1 protein-coding gene is annotated in these 22,190 nt (G+C 74.1%); it reads left to right on the forward strand.

Going from position 1 to position 22,190, the window contains the following annotated elements; all coding sequences use genetic code 11:
* Positions 1-34: 34 nt before the first annotated feature.
* The gene (locus ADL03_RS13935) at positions 35-22,168 is read left to right on the forward strand and encodes a type I polyketide synthase (RefSeq protein WP_053733778.1); all 22,134 of its coding nucleotides are present in this window, start codon (positions 35-37) and stop codon (positions 22,166-22,168) included.
* Positions 22,169-22,190: the final 22 nt, after the last annotated feature.

The raw sequence follows: 22,190 nt of genomic DNA on the forward strand, positions 1-22,190 counted from the left end.
GCGCTCGTGATCTTGACCAATGAGTGGGGCAACAATGGATGAGAACGCCAAGCTGCGCGACTACCTGACCCGCGTCACCGGAGAGCTGCAGCGCACCCGCAACCGCCTGGCCGAGGTCGAGGACCGCGAGGCCGAGCCGATCGCGGTCGTGGGCATGGGCTGCCGCTTCCCCGGCGGCGTGCGCACACCCGAGCAGTTCTGGGACCTGCTGGTCACCGGCCGGCACGGGATCACCGAGTTCCCCGGCAACCGGGGCTGGGACGTCGACGGCCTGTTCGACCCCGACCCCGACCACCTGGGCACCAGCTACGTGCGGCTCGGCGGCTTCGTGCACGACGCCGACGAGTTCGACCCGGAGTTCTTCGGCGTCTCCCCGCGCGAAGCGGTGTCGATGGACCCGCAGCAGCGCCTGCTGCTGGAGACCTCGTGGGAGGCGCTGGAGCGGGCGGGCATCGACCCGTCCTCGCTCAAGGGCAGCCGCGCCGCGGTGTTCATGGGCACGAACGGCCAGGACTACGCCCGCGACCTGCCCAGGGGCGTCGAAGGCGTCGAGGGCTACCTGGGCACCGGCACCGCCGGCAGCGTCCTGTCCGGCCGGATCTCCTACGTGCTGGGCCTGGAGGGCCCGTCGGTCACCGTCGACACGGCGTGCTCGGCGTCGCTGGTGACCCTGCACCTCGCGGTCCGCTCGCTGCGCGCGGGTGAGTCCGACCTGGCGCTGTCCGGTGGCGCCACGGTGATGTCGGACCCCGGCGCCTTCGTCGAGTTCTCCCGCCAGCGGGGACTGGCCCGTGACGGCCTGGTGAAGGCGTTCGCCGCGGCCTCCGACGGCACCGGGTGGGGCGAGGGCGCGGGCGTGGTCGTGCTCGAACGGCTGTCCGACGCCCAGCGCAACGGCCATCAGGTCCTCGCCGTCATCCGCGGCACGGCGGTCAACTCCGACGGCGCGTCCAACGGCCTCACCGCACCCAACGGGCCGTCGCAGCAGCGGGTCATCCGCGCCGCGCTCACCGACGCCCGGCTGTCCGCGAAGGACGTCGACGCCATCGAGGCGCACGGCACCGGCACCACCCTCGGCGACCCCATCGAGGTGCAGGCGCTGCAGGCCGTCTACGGGCGGGGCCGCGAGACCGGCCGTCCGCTGCACCTCGGCTCGGTCAAGTCGAACATCGGTCACACGCAGGCCGCCGCCGGCGTCGCCAGCGTGATCAAGATGATCCTGGCCCTGCGCAACGCCGTGCTGCCGGCGAGCCTGCACATCGACGCCCCCACCCCGCAGGTCGACTGGTCGTCCGGCGCGATCTCCCTGCTCACCGAGAACCGCACGTGGCCCGCCGGCCGCGTCCGCCGTGCCGGTGTGTCGTCGTTCGGCATCAGCGGTACCAACGCCCACGTCATCCTGGAGCAGGCACCGGAGAGCGCGGAGCTGCCCGAGCGCGGGCCCGTTCCCGCGCTGGTCCCGTGGGTGCTGTCCGGCCGGACCGACGCCGCACTGCGGGCGCAGGCCGAGGCGCTGCTGTCCGTCGAGGGGGAGCCGGCCGACATCGGCTACTCGCTCGCGGCGACGCGGGCCACCGGGCAGTGCCGCGCCGTCGTCACCGGCACCGGCACCGACTCCCTCCGCGCGGGCCTGCGGGCCGTGGCCCAGGGGACCGGTGCGCCCGGCGTCACCACCGGTGTGGCCGTAGGTGGCCAGCTCGCCGTCATGTTCACCGGTCAGGGTTCGCAGCGGCTGGGTATGGGGCGTGAGCTGTACGCGGCGTTCCCCGTCTTCGCCGAGGCGTACGACGAGATCGCCGCGCTGTTGCCCGGAATCCGGGAGATCGACGACGCCGAGGTGCTCAACCAGACGGGCAACGCGCAACCGGCGCTGTTCGCGCTGGAGGTGGCGCTGTACCGGCTGGTCGAGTCGTGGGGCGTGCGGCCGGACTTCCTGATCGGCCACTCGGTCGGTGAGCTGGCCGCGGCACACGTCGCCGGTGTCTGGTCGCTGGAGGACGCGGCGAAGATCGTGGCAGCGCGCGGCCGGCTCATGCAGGCGCTGCCCTCCGGCGGCGGCATGGCCGCGATCCAGGCCGGTGAGGACGAGGTCAGGGCCGCGCTGCGCGACGGCGTCGACATCGCCGCGGTCAACGGTCCCGAGGCGGTCGTGATCTCGGGCGCCGCGGACGCCGTCGCCGAGGTGGCCGCGCGGTTCGCCGCTGCCGGCCGCAAGACCAAGGCGCTCGCGGTCTCGCACGCGTTCCACTCCGCGCTGATGGACGGCATGCTCGCGGAGTTCGCCGAGGTCGTGCGCGGGGTGACGTTCCAGACCCCGAAGATCGCCCTGGTCTCCAACGTGACCGGGCAGCTCGCCCGCACCGAGGACGTCTGCGACCCCGGCTACTGGGTCCGGCACGTCCGCGATGCCGTCCGGTTCGCCGACGGCGTCGGAACCCTGGCTGCGGCCGGTGTCACGCGGTACCTCGAACTCGGGCCGGACGGCGTGCTGTGCGCCGCCGGGCAGGACTGCGCGGACGGCCGGTTCGTCCCCGTGCTGCGCCGCGACCGCGACGAGGTCGCCACGCTCCTGGCCGGTCTCGCCGAGCTGCACGTCCACGGCGGCCGGGTCGACTGGTCCGCGTACCTGCGCGGTGGGCGTGTGGTCGACCTGCCCACCTACCCGTTCCAGCGCGACCGCTACTGGCTGCCCGTCACCGCGCCCGCGGGCGACGCGTCCGGGCTCGGCCTCAGCTCGCTGGACCACCCGCTGCTCGGTGCCGCCGTCTCGGTCGCCGACGCCGACGGGTTCCTGTTCACCGGCGTCCTGTCCACGCGGACCCACCCGTGGCTGGCCGACCACGTCGTCATGGGAGCGGTGGTCGTGCCCGGCACGGCCCTGGTCGAACTGGCCGTGCGCGCGGCCGACGAGACGGGGCTGACCGGCGTCGAGGAGCTCACCCTCCAGGCACCGCTGGTGCTGCCCGAGAACGCGGGCGTGCACGTGCAGCTGTGGGTGGGTGCGCCGGACGAGGCCCGCCGCCGTCCGCTGACCCTGCACTCCCGTCCCGGTGGCGCCGCGGTCGACGCCCCGTGGACGCTGCACGCCTCCGGCTCGCTGGCCGCGGCGCCCCAGGCCACGTCCTGGGACCTCACCGAGTGGCCACCGGCCGGCGCCGAGGCGGTCCCGCTGGACGGCCACTACCGGGAGCTCGCCGCCCTGGGGCTGGACTACGGCGAGACCTTCCAGGGCCTGCGCGCGGTGTGGCGGCGGGGCGAGGACACCTTCGCCGAGGTCGCGCTGCCCGACGCGGCACGTGACCAGGCGGGCCGGTTCGGCCTGCACCCGGCGCTGCTCGACGCCGCGCTGCACGCACTGGCACTGGACGAGGGCGGCCAGGCCCGGCTGCCGTTCGCCTGGACCGACGTGGCCCTGCACGCCTCCGGCGCCGCCGACCTGCGGGTGCGGCTGTCCCCGGCGGGCACCGACGCGGTCACCCTGAGGGTCGCCGACGGCGAGGGCACGCCGATCGCCACGGTCGGCTCCCTGGCGGTGCGGCCGGTCTCGGCCGAGCAGATCCGCACGGCCGCCGACCAGAACGGGCTCTACGAGCTCGCCTGGAAGCCGGTCACCCCGGCCGGAGGTGACGCACCGGAGTGGGTGCGGTGGGACGACCTGGGCGAGGCCGTCCCGCCGGTCGTCGTGCACCGCGCCGAAGGCGAGGACGTGCACGACACGGTCGCCGCGACGCTCGACGTGCTCCAGCGGTGGCTGGCCGACGAGCGGTTCGAGACCGCGAAGCTCGTCGTCCAGACCGTCGGCGCCGTCTCCACCGGAGTGGACGACCTCGCCGTCGGCCCGGCCGTGGCCGCGGTGTGGGGCCTGGTGCGCTCCGCGCAGTCCGAGCACCCCGACCGCTTCGCACTGGTGGACGCCGACGAGATCACCGACGCCGTTCTCACGTGCGACGAGCCGCAGCTGGCCGTGCGCGGAGACCAACTCCTGGTGCCGCGCCTGGTCGCCACGGAGACCACCGGTCGCCTGGTCCCGCCCGCCGGTGACTGGCGGCTGGGCATGTCGGGCAAGGGCACCGTCGACCACCTGGTGCTGGAACCGGTGGCGGCGCGGCCGCTCGCGCCGACCGAGGTCCGCGTCGCCGTGCGCGCCGCCGGGCTGAACTTCCGGGACGTGCTGAACGTCCTGGGCATGTACCGCGGCGAGGCCGGGCTGCTCGTCAGCGAGCTGGCCGGTGTCGTGACCGAGGTGGGCGCGTCCGTGACCGACCTCGCGCCCGGCGACGAGGTGATGGGCCTGGTCGCCGGTGGCGGTGGCCCGGCCGCGGTGGTCGAGCGCCAGATGATCACCCGCAAGCCCGCGGGGTGGACGTTCGAGCAGGCCGCGACCGTGCCGCTGGTGTTCCTCACCGCCTACTACGCGCTGTGCGACCTGGGCGAGCTGAAGGCGGGGGAGTCGATCCTGATCCACTCCGCCGCCGGCGGTGTGGGCATGGCCGCGACGCAGCTGGCCCACCACCTGGGCGCCGTGGTGTACGGCACGGCGAGCGAGGGCAAGCAGCACGTGCTGCGCGAGGCGGGCATCGACGGCGAGCGCATCGCCTCGTCCCGCACGCTCGACTTCGAACAGCGGTTCGGCCGGGTCGACGTCGTGCTCAACGCGCTGGCGGGCGACTTCGTGGACGCGTCGCTGCGGACGACGGCGCCGGGTGGCCGCTTCCTGGAGATGGGCAAGGCCGACGTCCGTGACGCCGACGACGTGGCCGCCCACCACCCGGACGTGCGGTACCAGGCGTTCGACCTGAGCGAGGCGGGACCCGAGCGCACGGCGCAGATGTGGACCGCCCTGGTCGAGCTTTTCGACAGGGGCGTGCTCGAACCCCTTCCCGTGCGGGCGTGGGACGTGCGCCAGGCACGGGCGGCGTTCCGCTTCCTCAGCCAGGCCAAGCACATCGGCAAGGTCGCGCTGTCGATGCCGAGGACCGCCGAGCCGGGCGGGACCGTGCTCGTGACCGGTGGCACCGGCGGCCTGGGTGCCGTGGTGGCCCGGCACCTGGTCACCGACCACGGCGTCCGCAGGCTCCTGCTCACCAGCCGGCGCGGCCTCGCCGCCCCTGGCGCGCAGGCGCTGGTCGAGGAGCTCACCGGGCTGGGTGCCGAGGTGTCGGCCGCGGCCTGCGACGTGGCGGACCGCGCCGCGCTCGCCGCACTGCTCGACGGCGTCGAGCTGACCGGCGTGGTGCACGCGGCCGGTGTGCTCGACGACGGCACGATCGACTCGCTGACCCCGCGGCGGGTGGCGGGCGTGCTGGGCCCCAAGGCCGACGCCGCCCGGTACCTGCACGAGCTGACCACGCCCCACGACCTGGCCTTCTTCATCACCTTCTCCTCAGCCGCCGGTGTGCTCGGCGCGCCGGGACAGGGCAGCTACGCCGCCGCGAACGCCTACCTCGACGCGCTCGCCGAGCACCGGCGGGCCCTCGGCCTGCCCGGCCAGTCGATGGCCTGGGGCCTGTGGGCGGCCGGCATGGGCGAGGCGCTCGGCGACGCCGACCTCGCCCGGTTGCGCAACGGCGGCACGCCCGCGCTGACCGTGCCGGAGGGGCTGGCGCTGTTCGACGCCGCGCTCGCGGCCGACGCGCCCGTGGCCGTCCCGATCAAGCTGGACCTGCCCGCGCTGCGGGCCTCCGCGCGCGGCACCGCGCTGCCCGCCGTGCTCGGTGGTCTCGTGCGCACGCCGGGCAGGCGGGCCGCGCAGTCCGGTGCCGGGCGGGGCTCCTCGCTCGCGCGCCGCCTCGCCTCGCTCACCGAGGCCGAGCAGGACCACGCGCTGCTGGACCTGGTCCGCACCGAGGTCGGGCTGGTGCTCGGGCACGTGACCGCGGGCGGCATCGAGCCCGGCCGCGGGTTCACCGACCTCGGTTTCGACTCCCTCACGGCGGTCGAGCTGCGCAACCGGCTGAGCGCGGCGACCGGCCTGCGCCTGCCGTCCACGGTGACCTTCGACCACCCGACCCCCGTGGCGCTGGCGGGTTTCCTGCGCGCCGAGCTGCTGGGCGAACTGGGCCTGGCGGGCACGCCGCAGGTGCGGGCGCAGGTCGCCGCCGGCGACGACCCCATCGCGATCGTCGCCATGAGCTGCCGGTTCCCCGGCGGCGTGCGGTCACCGGAGGACCTCTGGGCGCTGGTGTCCGAGGGCCGCGAGGGCATCTCCCCGTTCCCCGACGACCGCGGCTGGGACCTGGCGGCGCTGTTCGACACCACACCGGGCAAGCAGGGTGTCTCGAACACGCGGGTCGGCGGGTTCCTGGAGGACGCCGGCGACTTCGACCCGGAGTTCTTCCGGATCTCGCCGCGCGAGGCGCTCGCCATGGACCCGCAGCAGCGGTTGCTGCTGGAGGTCTCCTGGGAGGCGTTCGAACGGGCCGGGCTCAAGCCGGTGGACCTGCGCGGCAGCACGACGGGCGTGTTCGCCGGCGCGATCTACCACGACTACGCGTCGCAGCTGAAGACGATTCCCGACGACGTCGAGGGCTTCCTCGGCACCGGGACCTCCGGCTCGATGATGTCCGGGCGGATCGCCTACACCTTCGGCTTCGAGGGTCCGGCCGTGTCGGTCGACACCGCCTGCTCGTCGTCGCTGGTGGCGTTGCACATGGCGGCCCACTCGCTGCGTTCGGGTGAGTGCGATCTGGCCCTGGCCGGCGGTGTGACCGTGATGTCCACGCCCGGTCCGTTCATCGACTTCAGCAAGCAGCAGGCCATGGCGCTCGACGGCCGCTGCAAGGCGTTCGCCGACGGCGCCGACGGCGTCAGCTGGGGCGAGGGCGTCGGCATGCTGCTGCTGGAGCGGCTGTCGGACGCGCGCCGCAACGGCCACCCGGTGCTGGCGCTGCTCAAGGGTTCCGCGGTGAACCAGGACGGCGCGTCCAGCGGCCTGACCGCGCCGAACGGTCCGTCGCAGCAGCGGGTGATCCGGCAGGCGCTGGCCAACGCGGGGTTGTCGGCGTCCGATGTGGACGTGGTGGAGGCGCACGGCACGGGCACCCGGCTGGGTGACCCGATCGAGGCGCAGGCGCTGCTCGCGACCTACGGCCAGGACCGGCGGGAGCCGTTGTGGCTGGGGTCGGTGAAGTCGAACATCGGCCACACCCAGGCTGCGGCGGGTGTCGCCGGTGTCATCAAGATGGTGCAGGCCATGCAGAGCGGTGTGCTGCCGCGCACCCTCCACGTCGACGAGCCGTCCGGCCAGGTCGACTGGGACCGGGGTGCGATCCGGCTGCTCACCGAGCAGGTCGAGTGGCCGCGGACCGGTGCGCCGCGCCGGGCGAGCGTGTCGTCGTTCGGCTTCAGCGGAACTAACGCGCACGTCGTGCTCGAACACGTCCCGGCACCCGCCGCCGCGCAGGCCGAGCCGAACCCGCCCGCGGTGGTGCCGCTGGTGCTGTCCGCCCGGTCCGACGAAGCCCTGCGGGAGCAGGCCGGCCGGCTTGCCGCCGACCTGGGCTCGAAGTCGTTGCTGGAACTCGGCTACTCGCTCGTGACGACCCGCCAGGCGCACGAACGGCGTGCCGTCGTGGTCGGCGCCGACCGGGAGAGCGCGCTCGCCGGGCTGTCGGCCTTCGCCACGACCGGCCAGGCGGCCACCGTGGTCACCGGTCTGGCCGCCCCCGGCAGGCTGGCGTTCCTGTTCGCCGGCCAGGGAACCCAGCGGCTGGGCATGGGTTCCGGGCTGTACGAAGCATTTCCGGTCTTCGCGCAGGCCTACGACGAGGTTTGCGGTCAGCTGCCCGGTATCAGGGACATCAGCGACGCAGAGGTGCTGGCGCAGACCGGCAACGCCCAGCCCGCGATCTTCGCGTTGGAGGTGGCGCTGTTCCGGTTGATCCGGTCGTGGAACGTCACGCCGGACTTCGTCGCCGGACACTCGATCGGTGAGATCGCGGCGGCGCACGTGGCCGGCGTGTTCTCGTTGCAGGACGCGGCGACGCTGGTGTCCGCACGCGGCCGGCTGATGCAGGCGCTGCCCGCCGGTGGCGCGATGGTCGCCGTCGAGGCGACCGAGGACGAGGTGCGCGAGCACCTGTCGCCGGAGGTCTGCCTGGCCGCGGTGAACGGCCCGAACGCCGTGGTGCTCTCGGGTGCGGCCGCGCCGACCCTTGAAGTGGCCGGGAGGTTCGAGCGGCTCGGCCGCCGCGCCAAGCGGCTGGCGGTCTCGCACGCGTTCCACTCGGCGCTCATGGAGCCGATGCTGGCGGAGTTCCGCGCGGTGGCGGAGTCGGTCGAGTACCGCGAACCGGCGGTTCCGATGGTGTCCACCGTGACGGGTGCGCTGGTGGGACCGGGCGTGGTGACGGCACCGGAGTACTGGGTCGAGCACGTGCGCGAGCCGGTCCGGTTCGCCGACGGCCTGACGGCACTGGCCGGTCTGGACGTCACCCGGTTCCTGGAGATCGGCCCCGACGCCGCCCTGTCCGGCCTCGGGCAGCACACCGTCGAGGCGGTGTTCGTCCCGTCCCTGCGCAAGGACCGCGACGAGTCCACCTCGCTGGTGACCGCGCTGGGCACCCTGTTCAGCCACGGCGTCGACGTCGGCTGGCAGGAGTACTTCGCCGGCAGCGGCGCGGCGGTCGTCGACCTGCCGACCTACCCCTTCCGGCGCCAGCGGTTCTGGCTGCACTCCACGCCCGGAGCCGGTGACGCCGCGAGCCTGGGCCAGGGCGCGCTGGACCACCCGCTGCTCGGCGCCACCGTCACGCTCCCGGACAGCGGCGGACTCGTGCTGACGGGCCGGCTGTCGCTGGACGCACAGCCGTGGCTGGCCGGGCACCGGGTGATGGGCACGGTCCTGCTGCCCGGCACGGCGTTCGCGGAACTGGCCGTCCAGGCGGGCGACGAGGTCGGCTGCGACACCGTGGAGGAGCTCGTTCTCCAGGCACCGCTGGTGCTCGGCAGCGCGGCACTGCAACTCCGGGTGTCCCTCTCGGACTCCGAAGTGGACGGACGCCGCACGGTGACCGTCCACTCGCGGCCCGAGGGCGCCGACGACGAATGGACGTTGCACGCCACCGGAACGCTGATCCCCGGTGGTGGCGGGCCTGGGGCGGAAGAGACCGGGTGGCCGCCGGAGAACGCCGTGCCGGTCGACCTCGACGGCTTCTACGCCACCCTCGCCGAGGCCGGACTGGACTACGGCGGCGTCTTCCGCGGCCTGCGGGCCGCCTGGCGCCGGGGTGAGGAGACGTTTGCCGAGGTCGAGCTGCCCGAGGGCACCGACGTCAGCCGGTTCGGCCTGCACCCGGCGCTGCTGGACGCCGCGTTGCACGCCGTCGGGCTGTCCGGTGGCCAGGCGCGGCTGCCGTTCTCGCTGGCCGGTCTGACGTTGCACGCGGCCGGCGCGACCGCCCTGCGGGTCCGGCTCGCCCCGGCGGGATCGGGCGCGCTGTCGCTGCGGGTGGCCGACGGCACCGGTGCGCCGGTGCTCTCGGTTGACCGGCTCGCGTTGCGGGAGATCAGCGAGGAGCAGCTCCGCCCGGTCGACCAGGCGGAGCGCGACGCCCTGTTCACCGTGGACTGGGTGCCGGTCACGGCCAACGTCCAGCCACCCGGCCAGGAGGCCGCGGTCGTCCACTCCGTGCCCGAGGGTGCGGCCGACGTGGTGACCGCCGAGGTGCTGGGCCTGCTGCAGTCGTGGCTGGCCGAGGACCGCGAGGCCAAGCTGGTCGTGCGCACGACCCCGGGCCTTCCCGCGCACGCCGCGGTGAGCGGGCTCGTGCGCAGCGCACAGGCCGAGCACCCGGACCGGTTCGTGCTGGTGCACGGCGATGGTGATGTCGCCGCGGCGGTCGGCACGGGTGAGCCGGAGGTGCTGCTCGCCGACGGCGAGCTGCGGGTGCCCCGGCTGGTGCGCTCCAGGGCGACCGGTCGCGACGACTGGTCGCTCGACGGGACCGTGCTGGTCACCGGCGGTACCGGCGGCCTGGGCGCGCTCGTCGCCCGCCGCCTCGTCGAACGCCACGGCGTCCGGAACCTGTTGCTGGTCAGCCGTTCCGGCGGCGACAGCCCTCAGGCACCACAGCTGGTGCGGGAGCTGACCGAGCTCGGCGCGGAGGTGACGGTCGCCGCGTGCGACGTCTCCGACCGCGGCCAGCTCGAGACCGCGCTCGCCCTCGTTCCCGCCGACCGGCCGCTGCGCGGGGTCGTGCACGCGGCCGGTGTGCTCGACGACGGCGTGCTCGACGCGCTGACCCGTGACCGCGTCGAAGCCGTGCTGCGCCCCAAGGCCGACGCGGCCTGGCACCTGCACGAGCTGACCGGCGGCCTCGACCTGTTCGTCACGTTCTCCTCGATCGCGGGCACGCTCGGCGCGCCGGGGCAGGCCAACTACGCCGCGGCGAACGGCTTCCTCGACGGTCTCGCCGTCCACCGCCGCACGCTCGGGCTGCCGGCGACGTCGATCGCCTACGGCCTGTGGGACGAGGGCATGGGCCACGGCCAAGCGGCCGGTCCCGCCGGTTTCGCGGCGCTCTCGGCCGAGGACGGCCTGGCGCTGTTCGACCTCGTCGCGCTCGGAGAGGACGCGAACCCGGTCGCGATGCGGCTGGACGTCGCCGCTGTCAGGGAGGGCGCGAAGGCCACCGGCGTGGTCCCGCACGTCCTGCGAAGCCTGGTCAAGGTCCGCCCGCGGCGCACCGCGCGCACGGAGGAAGGTGCCGGGCTGCGCGAGCGGCTGGGTGCGCTGCCTCCGGCCGAACGACTGCGGCAGCTGCTCGACCTGATCCGCACCGAGGTCGCCCTGGTGCTGGGCCACACCAGCCCGGACGCGGTCGAGACCGACCGCGCGTTCGGCGACCTGGGTTTCGACTCGCTCACCGCGGTCGAGCTCCGCAACCGCGTCGACGCGGCCACGGGCCTCAGGCTGCCCGCCACCCTCACGTTCGACTACCCGACGCCCCTGGCGCTGGCCGAGTTCATCCAGGCCGAGTTCCTCGACGAGCTGGCCGGTCCGGCGACGCCGGTGTTCGCCTCCGTGGCGCTCGCCGACGATCCGATCGCCATCGTCGGCATGGCCTGCCGCTACCCCGGCGGCGTCGGCTCGCCGGAGGACCTGTGGGACCTCGTCACGAACGGCCGCGACGGCGTCACCCGCTTCCCCGAGGACCGCGGGTGGGACGTCGACGGCATCTACCACCCCGACCCCGACGCGCAGGGCAAGACCTACACGCGGGAGGGCGGGTTCCTGCACGACGCCGGCGACTTCGATCCGGAGTTCTTCGGCATCTCGCCGCGCGAGGCGCTGGCGATGGACCCGCAGCAGCGGTTGCTGCTGGAGGTCTCGTGGGAGGCGCTGGAGCACGCGCGGATCGATCCCGCGGGGCTCAAGGGCACGCCGACCGGTGTGTTCGCCGGGTTGATGTACCACGACTACGGTGCGCGCCTCGGCGCGTTGCCCGACGGTGTCGAGGGTTTCATCGGCACCGGGACGTCCGGCAGCGTGCTGTCCGGGCGCGTGGCCTACACCCTGGGCCTGGAGGGCCCGGCCGTCACCGTCGACACGGCGTGCTCGTCCTCCCTGGTCGCGATGCACTGGGCGATGCAGGTACTGCGCTCGGGTGAGTGCTCGATGGCCCTGGCCGGCGGTGTCACCGTCATGGCCTCTCCCGACACGTTCATCGGCTTCTCCCGGCAGCGCGGTCTCGCCGTCGACGGCCGGTGCAAGTCGTTCTCCGCCGACGCCGACGGCACCGGCTGGTCCGAGGGCGTCGGCGTGCTGGTGCTGGAGCGGTTGTCCGACGCCCGGCGCAACGGTCACCGCGTTCTCGCGGTGGTCAGGGGTTCCGCGGTGAACCAGGACGGCGCGTCCAACGGTCTCACCGCGCCGAATGGCCCGTCGCAGCAGCGGGTGATCCGGCAGGCGCTGGCCAGCGCGGGCATCGAGTCGTCCACTGTGGACGTCGTCGAGGCGCACGGCACCGGCACCCCGCTGGGCGATCCCATCGAGGCGCAGGCGCTGCTCGCCACCTACGGCCAGGAGCGTGCCGAGGAGCCGCTGTACCTCGGCTCGATCAAGTCGAACATCGGCCACACCCAGGCCTCGGCCGGTGTCGCCGGTGTCATCAAGATGGTCCAGGCGCTGCGGCACGGCGTGCTTCCCGCGACGTTGCACCTGCAGGAGCCGACCCCGCACGTCGACTGGGCGGCCGGTGAGGTCAGCCTGCTCACCGAGCAGCGCGCCTGGCCCGCGGTCGACCGGCCGCGCCGCGCCGCCGTGTCGTCGTTCGGCATCAGCGGCACCAACGCGCACGTGATCCTGGAGCAGGCCGAGGACGAGCTCGCGCCGCCGCGTGCGGACGTGGAGCTGCCCGTCGTGCCCTGGGTGGTCTCCGGGCGCAGCGAGCAGGCACTGCACGAGCAGGCGGCCCGGCTGCTGGAGATCGGCGGTCAGCCCGCCGACCTCGGCCTGTCGCTGGCCACCACGCGCACCTCGCACGACCACCGGGCCGTCGTGGTCGGCTCGACCCCGGAGGAGCTGCGTGCCGGTCTGGCGGCGCTGTCGGCCGGGGAGACCACGGCGTCGGTCACGACCGGCCGAGTCCTTTCCGGACGGACGGCGGTGCTGTTCACCGGCCAGGGTTCCCAGCGCGTGGGCATGGGTTCCGGGCTGTACGAGGCGTTCCCGGTGTTCGCGCAGGCCTATGACGAGGTTTGCGGTCACCTGCCCGGTATCAGGGAGATCACCGACGCGGAGGTGCTGGCGCAGACCGGCAACGCGCAGCCGGCGATCTTCGCGTTGGAGGTGGCGCTGTTCCGCCTGGTGCGGTCGTGGGGTGTCGTGCCGGACTTCGTCGCCGGGCATTCGATCGGTGAGATCGCGGCGGCGCACGTGGCCGGCGTGTTGTCGCTGGCGGACGCGGCGACGCTGGTGTCCGCACGCGGCCGGCTGATGCAGGAGTTGCCCGCCGGTGGCGCGATGGTCGCCGTCCAGGCGACCGAGGACGAGGTCCGCGAACACCTGTCTCCCAAGGTGTCCCTGGCCGCCGTCAACGGCCCGAACGCCGTCGTGCTGTCCGGCGCGGCGACCCAGACCCTCAAGGTCGCCAAGAAGTTCGAGAAGCTTGGCCGCCGCACCAAGCGGCTGGCGGTCTCGCACGCGTTCCACTCGGCGCTCATGGAGCCGGTGCTGGCCGAGTTCCGCGCGGTGGCGGAGTCGCTGACCTACGCGGCACCGTCGATCCCGGTCGTCTCCACGGTCACCGGGCAGCTCGTCACCGACCGGCTCACGGACGCCGAGCACTGGGTCGAGCACGTCCGGGAAACGGTTCGCTTCGCCGACACCGTCTCCTGGCTGCACGACCGGGGCGTCACCCGGTTCCTGGAGGTCGGCCCGGACGGCGTGCTGTCGGCGATGGGCGCCGACACCGCCGATGGCCTCTTCACCTCGTTCCTGCGCAAGGACCGCGACGAGGCCGCGTCCGCGATGACCGGTCTGGCCGCCGCGTACACCCGCGGTGAGCAGGTCGACTGGTCCGCGGTGTTCGCCGGGAGCGACGCGCGGATCGTGGACCTCCCGACCTCGGCGTTCCAGCACCAGCGGTTCTGGCTCGCCGCGGCCGCGACGGGCGCGGACGTCTCCGCCGCCGGTCTCGTGCCTGCCGAGCACCCGCTGCTCGGTGCGGCCGTGCCCTTCGCCGACGGCGACGGCTGGGTGCTCACCGGCCGGCTGTCGCTGGCCACGCACCCGTGGCTGGCCGACCACTCGGCGCTGGGCGCGGTGCTCATGCCCGGGACCGGGCTGCTGGAGCTGGTGGTGCGGGCCGGTGACGAAGCCGGCTGCGGCACCGTCGAGGAGCTGACGGTGCAGGCACCGCTGCTGCTGCCGGCGTCCGGTTCGCTGGACGTCCAGGTGCTCGTCGGCGCGGCCGACGGCGCCGACCGGCGACCGGTGTCGGTGCACTCGCGCAGTGCGCACGGTGCGTGGACCGAGCACGCCGTGGGCACGTTGTCGCCCGGCACGTCCGCACCGTCGTTCGACCTGGCGGCGTGGCCGCCCGCGGGCGAGGCCGTGGAGCTCGACGGCCTGTACGAGGACTTCGCGGCCGCCGGACTGGCCTACGGGCCGGTCTTCCAGGGACTGCGGGCCGCCTGGCGCGCCGGTGACGACGTCTGGGCCGAGGTCGCGCTGCCCGAAGCCGAGCACGACCAGGCGGGCCGGTTCGGCCTGCACCCGGCGCTGCTCGACGCGGCGCTGCACACGATCGGCCTCCTGCCGGGTGAGGGGACCCGGCTGCCGTTCGCGTTCGGCTCGGTGACCCTGCACGCCACCGGTGCGACCACGGTGCGCGTCCGGGTCACCTCGACCGGTACCGACCGGGTGGCGGTCCTCGTCGCCGACAGCACCGGCGTTCCCGTCGCCACGATCGGCTCGCTGGTCGTCCGCGCCGCCTCCGCCGAACAGCTCCGCACGACCGGCGAACCGCTGTACGAGCTGTCCTGGGTTCCCGTGCCCGCACAGGGAACCCCGGTCGAGCACGTGCCGCTGCGGGACGTCGGCGACGACGTTCCCGCGGCGCTGGTCCTGGACGTCCCGGCGGGCGAACCGCGGGAGGTCCTGCACGGTGCGCTGACGGCGGTCCAGGGGTTCCTCGCCGAGGAACGGTTCGCCGACGCACGGCTGGTCGTCGTGACCGACGGGTCGCTGTCCGGTGCGGCCGTGCGCGGCCTGGTCCGCAGCGCGGAGTCGGAGCACCCCGGCCGGTTCGTCCTCGTCGAGGGCGGCGACGTGGCTGCGGCGCTCGCGACGGGTGAGCCGCAGGTCCGCGTCCACGACGGCGAGACGCTGGCACCCCGGCTCGTCCGGGCCCGCACCGCGAGCCCGGCCACGTGGGGCGAGGGCACCGTCCTCGTCACCGGCGGCACGGGCGGGATCGGCGCCGCGGTCGCTCGCCACCTCTCGCGGGTGCACGGCGTCACGAAGCTGGTCCTCACCAGCCGCCGCGGCCTGGACGCGCCCGGCGCGGCCGAACTGGCCGCCGAGCTCGGCGCGGTGGTCGAGGCCTGCGACGTCTCCGACCGCGACGCACTGGCGGCGTTGCTCGACTCGATCCCCGACCTGACCGGGATCGTGCACGCCGCCGGTGTGCTCGACGACGGCGTCATCACGGCCCTGACGCCCGAGCGCGTGGACACCGTGCTGCGCCCGAAGGCCGACGCGGCCGTGGCGCTGCACGAGCTGACCCGCGACCGGCCGCTGAGCCAGTTCGTCCTGCTCTCCTCGGTCTCCGGCATCCTCGGTGGTCCGGGGCAGGCGAACTACGCCGCGGCGAACGCCGTGCTCGACGCACTGGCCGAGCAGCGGGTCGCCGAGGGGCTGCCCGCCCGGTCGCTCGCCTACGGGCTGTGGGCGGAGGGCATGGCCGACGGGTCCGATGTGGACCGACTGAGCCGTGACGGCTTCGGCGCACTGTCCGAAGAGGAGGGTTTGGCGCTGTTCGACGCCGCGCTCGCCGCGGAGACGGCGGTGCCGGTGCCGGTGAAGCTGGACCTCGCGACGTTGCAGGTCCACGCCCGCACCTCGCCGATCCCGGCCGTCCTGCGCGGCCTGGTGCGGGTCCCGCGCCTGCGCAGCGCCGTGAACGCCCAGGCGGTGTCCGCACTCCTGGACACCCTGTCGAGGCTCTCCGACGCCGAGCAGCGTGCCCACGTGACCGAGCTGGTCCGGGTTCGCGTTGCCGAGGTCCTGGGCCACGCCGGCACGGGCGCGGTGGAGGTGGGACGGGCGTTCACCGAGCTGGGCTTCGACTCGCTCACGGCGGTCGAGCTGCGCAACCGGCTCGGCGAGGCCACCGGCCTGCGGCTGCCCGCGACGCTGATCTTCGACTACCCGACCCCCCGGGCGCTGGCCGACCACGTCCGCACCGAGCTCCTCGGTGCGACGGCCACCGCCGCGGTTGTGCCGGCGCGGTCCGCCGCACCGGACGAGCCGATCGCGATCATCGCGATGAGCTGCCGCTACCCCGGTGGCGTCCGCTCGCCGGAGGACCTGTGGCGGCTGGTCGCCCAGGGCACCGACGCGATCACGCCGTTCCCCGCCGACCGCGGCTGGGACCTGGAGGACCTGTACGACCCGGACCCGGACCGCACCGGGAAGAGCTACACCCGCGAGGGCGGGTTCCTGCTCGACGCGGCGGACTTCGACGCCGAGTTCTTCGGCATCTCGCCCCGCGAGGCGATGACCGTCGACCCGCAGCAGCGCCTGCTGCTGGAGACCGCCCAGGAGGCCTTCGAACGCGCCGGGATCGACCCGGTCACGTTGAAGGGCAGCCCCACCGGCGTGTTCGCCGGGGTGATGTACAACGACTACGCCTCCCGCCTGACGAGCACCCCCGACGGGTTCGAGGGCCTGCTCGGCACCGGCAGCGCGAACAGCGTCCTGTCCGGCCGGGTGGCCTACACGTTCGGGCTGGAGGGTCCGGCGGTGTCGGTGGACACCGCGTGCTCGTCGTCGCTGGTGGCACTGCACCTCGCGGCGCAGGCGCTGCGGTCGGGCGACTGCGACCTCGCACTGGCGGGCGGCGCGACCGTGATGGCCACGCCGAACCCGTTCATCGAGTTCTCCCGGCAGCGCGGTCTGGCCGCCGACGGCCGGTGCAAGCCGTTCGCCGCGGCGGCGGACGGCACCGGCTGGTCGGAGGGTGCCGGGTTCCTGCTGCTGGAGCGGTTGTCCGATGCCCAGCGCAACGGCCATCGCGTTCTCGCGGTGGTCAGGGGTTCCGCGGTGAACCAGGACGGTGCGTCCAACGGTCTCACCGCACCGAACGGCCCGTCCCAGGTGCGCGTGATCCGCCAGGCCCTCGCGGCCGCGCGGCTGTCCACTTCGGACGTAGACGCGGTCGAGGCGCACGGAACGGGTACCGCGCTGGGAGATCCGATCGAGGCGCAGGCGGTGCTGGCCACGTACGGCCAGGACCGGGACGTGCCGCTGGTGCTCGGCTCGGTGAAGTCCAACATCGGCCACACCCAGGCCGCGGCCGGTGTCGCCGGGATCATCAAGATGGTCGAGGCGATGCGGCACGGGATCATCCCGGCGAGCCTGCACATCGACTCCCCGTCCCCGCACGTGGACTGGGCCGGGGGTGCGGTCGAACTGGCCACCGCGGCCCGGCCGTGGGCGAAGCAGGACCGTCCGCGTCGTGCGGCCGTCTCGGCGTTCGGCATCAGCGGCACCAACGCCCACGTCATCCTCGAACAGGGACCGGACGTCCCGGTGCCGGCCCGCGCGGTCAGGACGCCGGCGCTGCTCCCGTACGTCCTCTTCGGACGGACGGAGAACGCCCTGCGCGGGCAGGCGGAGCGCCTGCTCAACGCGGAGCTCGCTGAACCGGTGGACGTCGCGTACTCCCTGGTGACCACGCGTGCCGTGCACGAGCGGTGCGCGGTCGTGACGGGGAGTCCGGCCGACCTGCGCGCTGGGCTCGCCGCTCTGGCGGACGGGCAGCCCGCGGCGAACGTGACGATCGGCCGGGCCGGCACGGGCAAGCTCGCCGTGCTGTTCACCGGTCAGGGGTCACAGCGGCTGGGCATGGGCCGCGAGCTGTACGCGGCGTTCCCGGTGTTCGCCGCGGCCTACGACGAGATCGCGGCGTTGTTGCCCGCAATCCGGGAGATCGACGACGCCGAGGTGCTCAACCGGACCGGCAACGCGCAACCGGCGCTGTTCGCGCTGGAGGTGGCGCTGTACCGGCTGGTCGAGTCGTGGGGTGTGCGGCCGGACTTCCTGGCCGGTCACTCCATCGGCGAGCTGAGCGCGGCACACGTCGCCGGGGTGCTGTCGTTGCGGGACGCGGCGAAGCTGGTCGAGGCCCGTGGCCGGCTGATGCAGGCAGTGCCCGGCGGCGGCGCGATGGTGGCCGTCGAGGCCACCGAGGACGAGGTGCGCGACCACCTGACCGCCGAGGTCGGCCTGGCCGCCGTCAACGGTCCGTCCGCCGTCGTGCTGTCCGGCGTGGAGGCCCCGGCGCTGGCCGTGGCCGAGGTCTTCCGCGCCCGGGGCCGCCGGATCAAACCACTCGCGGTCTCGCACGCCTTCCACTCGGCGTTGATGGACCCGATGCTCGCCGAATTCGCCGAGGTCGCGCGCTCGCTGGACTACCGCGAGCCCGTGATCCCGGTCGTGTCGAACGTGACCGGCCACCTGGCGACGGAGCTGACCGACCCGGAGTACTGGGTCCGGCACGTGCGGGACACCGTCCGCTTCGCCGACGGGATCCGCGCGCTGGAGGCCGCGGGCGTCACCAGGTTCGCCGAGCTGGGGCCGGACGGCGTGCTGTCCGCGATGGGACAGGACTGCGCGAGCGACGCGGCGGTGTTCGTCCCGTTGCTGCGCAAGGACCGCACCGAGCCGCAGGCCGTGGAAAGCGCTTTCGGCCGCCTGGTGGCGGCGGGTGTGGCCGTGGACTGGGAGGTGTTCTTCGCGGGCACCGGTGCCCGGCGCACGGACCTCCCGACCTACGCCTTCCAGCGCGAGCGGTTCTGGCTCGACAGCGGCCCCTCGACCGGCGACGCCGCAGGGCTCGGCCTGACGACGACCGAGCACCCGCTGCTCGGTGCGACGGTGTCGACGCCGGGCGGGGACGGGCTGATCTGCTTCGGCAGGCTGTCGCGCGCCGCCCAGCCGTGGCTGGTGGACCACACCGTGTTCGGTGCGGCCCTGGTGCCCGGCGCGGCCCTGGTCGAGATGGCCGTCCGGGCGGGCGACGAGCTCGGCTGCCCGGAGGTGGCCGAGCTGACCCTCGCGGCGCCGATGGTGCTGCCCGACCAGGGTGGCCTGGCCGTGCAGGTCGTCGTCGGCGCCGCTGCCGAGGACGGCGGACGCGAGGTCGCGGTGTACTCGAGGCGGGCGGACGCCTCCATCGAGCAACCGTGGACCCACCACGCGGCCGGTGTGCTCGTGCCCGAGGAGAACCGCCTTCCCGCGGTGGCCGGAGCGTGGCCGCCCGCGGAGGCGGAGGTCCTCGACGTGGAAGGCCTCTACTCCGACCTCGCGGCCACCGGCCTGAGCTACGGCCCGGTGTTCCAGGGCCTCACCTCCGCCTGGCTGCGGGACGAGGAGATCTTCGCCGAGGTGGTGCTGCCGGCCGTGGCCCACGGTGACGTGGCCCGCTTCGGCATCCACCCGGCGCTGCTCGACGCGGCCCTGCACCCCATCGGGCTGCTCGGGTTCGCCGGGGAGGCGACCGCGCGGCTGCCGTTCCTGTGGCGCGACGTCTCGCTGCACGCCACGAACGCGACAGCGGTCCGCGTGACGGTGACCCCCACCGGTGCCGACTCGGTCCGGCTGGAGATCACCGACACCGCGGGCGCACCGGTGCTCACCGTCGGATCGTTGCTGCTGCGCGAGGTCTCGGCGGCGCAGCTCAGCGCCGGACCGTCCACTTCGGACCGGATCTTCCTCACGGGGTGGGTCCCGGTCACGGGTGACGGCACCCCGGTGGCCTGGGCCCACCACGACGAGATCGGGCCGGACGTGCCACCGGTGACGGTGCTCGGGGTGCGACCGCCCGCACAGGCGGTTCCGCGTGCCGTGCGCGACGTGCTCGTGAGCACGCTCGCCACCGTCCAGGAGTGGCTGGCGGACGAGCGCAACGCGGACGGCAAGCTCGTCGTGCTCACCCGCGACGCGGTGCGGACGCGCCCTTGCGACGAGATCAACCCGGTCACGGCCTCGATCTGGGGCCTGATCCGCAGTGCCCAGGCGGAAAACCCCGGCCGGCTGGTGCTGCTGGACGCCTCCGGGCCCGACGTGGCACTGGCGGTCCCGCACCTCGCGGAGGAAACGCAGCTCGCGGTGCGCGACGGCGTCGTGCACGCCTGCCGGCTGCTTCCCGCGAGCAGCGCGCCGGAACTGGTTCCCCCACAGGGGGAGAGCACCTGGCGGCTGGACGCACCGGGCGAGGACCGGTTCACGTTGTGCCCCTTCCCGGAAGCCGCCGCGCCACTGGAGGCACACGAGATCCGGATCGGCGTCCGTGCCGCGGGCGCCAGCTACCGGGACGTGCTCACCCTCACGGGCAGCGGGCCCGGTGACGACGGGCTGCTCGGCCGCGAGGTCGCGGGCGTCGTCGTGGAGGTGGGGCAGGGTGTCACGGACCTCCGCGTCGGCGATGCGGTGATGGGCCTGGTGCACGGCGGTTTCGCTCCGGTGGTCCGCGCCGGGCGCGCGTTCGTCACCAAGGTTCCGCACTGGTGGACCTTCGAACAGGCGGCTTCCGTGCCGCTGGCGTTCCTGACCGCCTGGTACGCGCTGAACGACCTGGCCGGGTTGTCGGCGGGGGAGGCGGTGCTGATCAACGCCGCGGCCGGCGGCGTGGGCATGGCCGCCACCCAGATCGCCCACCACCTCGGTGCGGAGGTCTACGGCACGGCCGCCGAGGGCAAGTGGGACGTCCTGCGCGCGGCGGGCCTGCCCGACAGCCACATCGCCTCGTCGCGGACCCTCGACTTCGAGCAGCGGTTCCTGACCTCCAGCAACGGCCGCGGCGTCGACGTCGTCCTCAACGGGCTCCCCGGTGACGCCGCCGAGGCCTCACTGCGGCTGTTGCCGCGCGGTGGGCGGTTCGTGGAAATGGGGAAGGGCGATCTTCGCCCGATGAGCGGTGCGGCAGGGCAGTATCCAGGTGTGACTCACCGGGTGCTCGACGTGACCGACGCGGGCGCCGACCGGATCGCCGCGATGTGGGAGGAGCTGATCACGATGTTCGAGTCGGGTGCGCTCAGCCCACTCCCGATCCGTTCGTGGGACGTCCGCGAGGCGCCGGATGCGTTCCGCTTCCTCGGTCAGGCCCAGCACGTCGGCAAGGTCGTGCTGACCGTGCCGAGGGCACTCGACGCGAGCGGCACGGTCCTCGTGACCGGCGGTACCGGTGGCCTCGGCGCTGTCGTGGCCCGGCACCTGGTCACCGCGTTCGGCGTGCGGAACCTCGTTCTCGTGAGCCGGCGGGGTGTGCACGCGCCGGGTGCGGCGGACCTGGCCGGTGAGCTGACCGAGCTGGGCGCCGGGGTCCGCATCGTGGCGTGCGACGCGGCCGACCGGTCCGAACTGGAAGACCTGCTGGAGAGCATCCCGGTGCTCACCGGTGTCGTCCACGCCGCCGGCGTGCTCGACGACGGCCTGTTCACCTCGCTGACGCCGCAGCGGCTGGAGGAGGTGCTGCGTCCGAAGGTGGACGCGGCCTGGAACCTGCACGAGCTGACGCTGGGCCGGGACCTGGCGATGTTCGTCCTCTTCTCCTCGGCCGCGGGCGTCCTGGGCACGCCGGGCCAGGCGAACTACGCCGCGGCGAACACCTTCCTCGACGCGCTCGCCGACCACCGGCGGTCGCTGGGCCTGCCCGCCTCGTCCCTCGCCTACGGTCTCTGGGCCGACGGCATGGGCGCGGGGACGGACGCGGGCCGGATGGCTCGCGACGGCATCGGTGCGCTCAGCCGGGCCGAGGGCCTGGAGCTGTTCGACCTGGCCACGTCCATGGCGGCACCGGCGACGGTGCCGGTGAAGCTGGACCTGGCCAGGCTCAGGGCACACGCCGAAACCGCTTCCGTGCCACCACTGTTGCGGGCGCTGGTGCCGCCGCAGCGCGCTCGCCGGTCGGCCTCGGTCGACGCCGGACAGGCGGACGAGCTGAGGCGGCGGCTGGCCGGCCTGTCCGAGACCGACGCCCGGCAGGCGTTGCTCGGCCTGGTCCGCGGGCAGGCGGCGGCCGTGCTCGGTCACGCCGGACCGGACGTGATCGAGCCCGACCGGGCGTTCACCGACCTGGGCTTCGACTCGCTGACCGCGGTCGAGCTGCGCAACCAGCTCGGTGAGGCGACCGGCCTGCGCCTGCCGGCCACGCTGATCTTCGACTACCCGACCCCGGACGCCATGGCGGAGTTCCTCCAGGGCGAGGTGGTACCGGCGAACGCCACCGGTGTGTCCGGAGTGGACACCGGGATCGCCGAGCTGGAAGCGGCGTTGGCGGCGCTGGACCCGGCGACCACCGACGGGGCGGGCGTGGAAACCAGGCTGCGCCGGCTGGTCGCGCTGTGGCGGGACAAGACCCGGGCCGGTTCCGGCGACGGGACCGACATCGAGTCGGCCACCCTGGACGACATGTTCTCCCTGCTCGACAACGAACTCTGACTCTCTTCCACCTTTCCGTTCG

It is taken from the genome of Nocardia sp. NRRL S-836 (assembly GCF_001279525.1).
Lineage (GTDB): Bacteria > Actinomycetota > Actinomycetes > Mycobacteriales > Pseudonocardiaceae > Lentzea.

Bases quoted from the DNA above. Each gene is read 5' to 3' on its own strand.
- ADL03_RS13935 (WP_053733778.1), top strand. From the start codon at position 35: ATGGATGAGAACGCCAAGCTGCGCGACTACCTGACCCGCGTCACCGGA.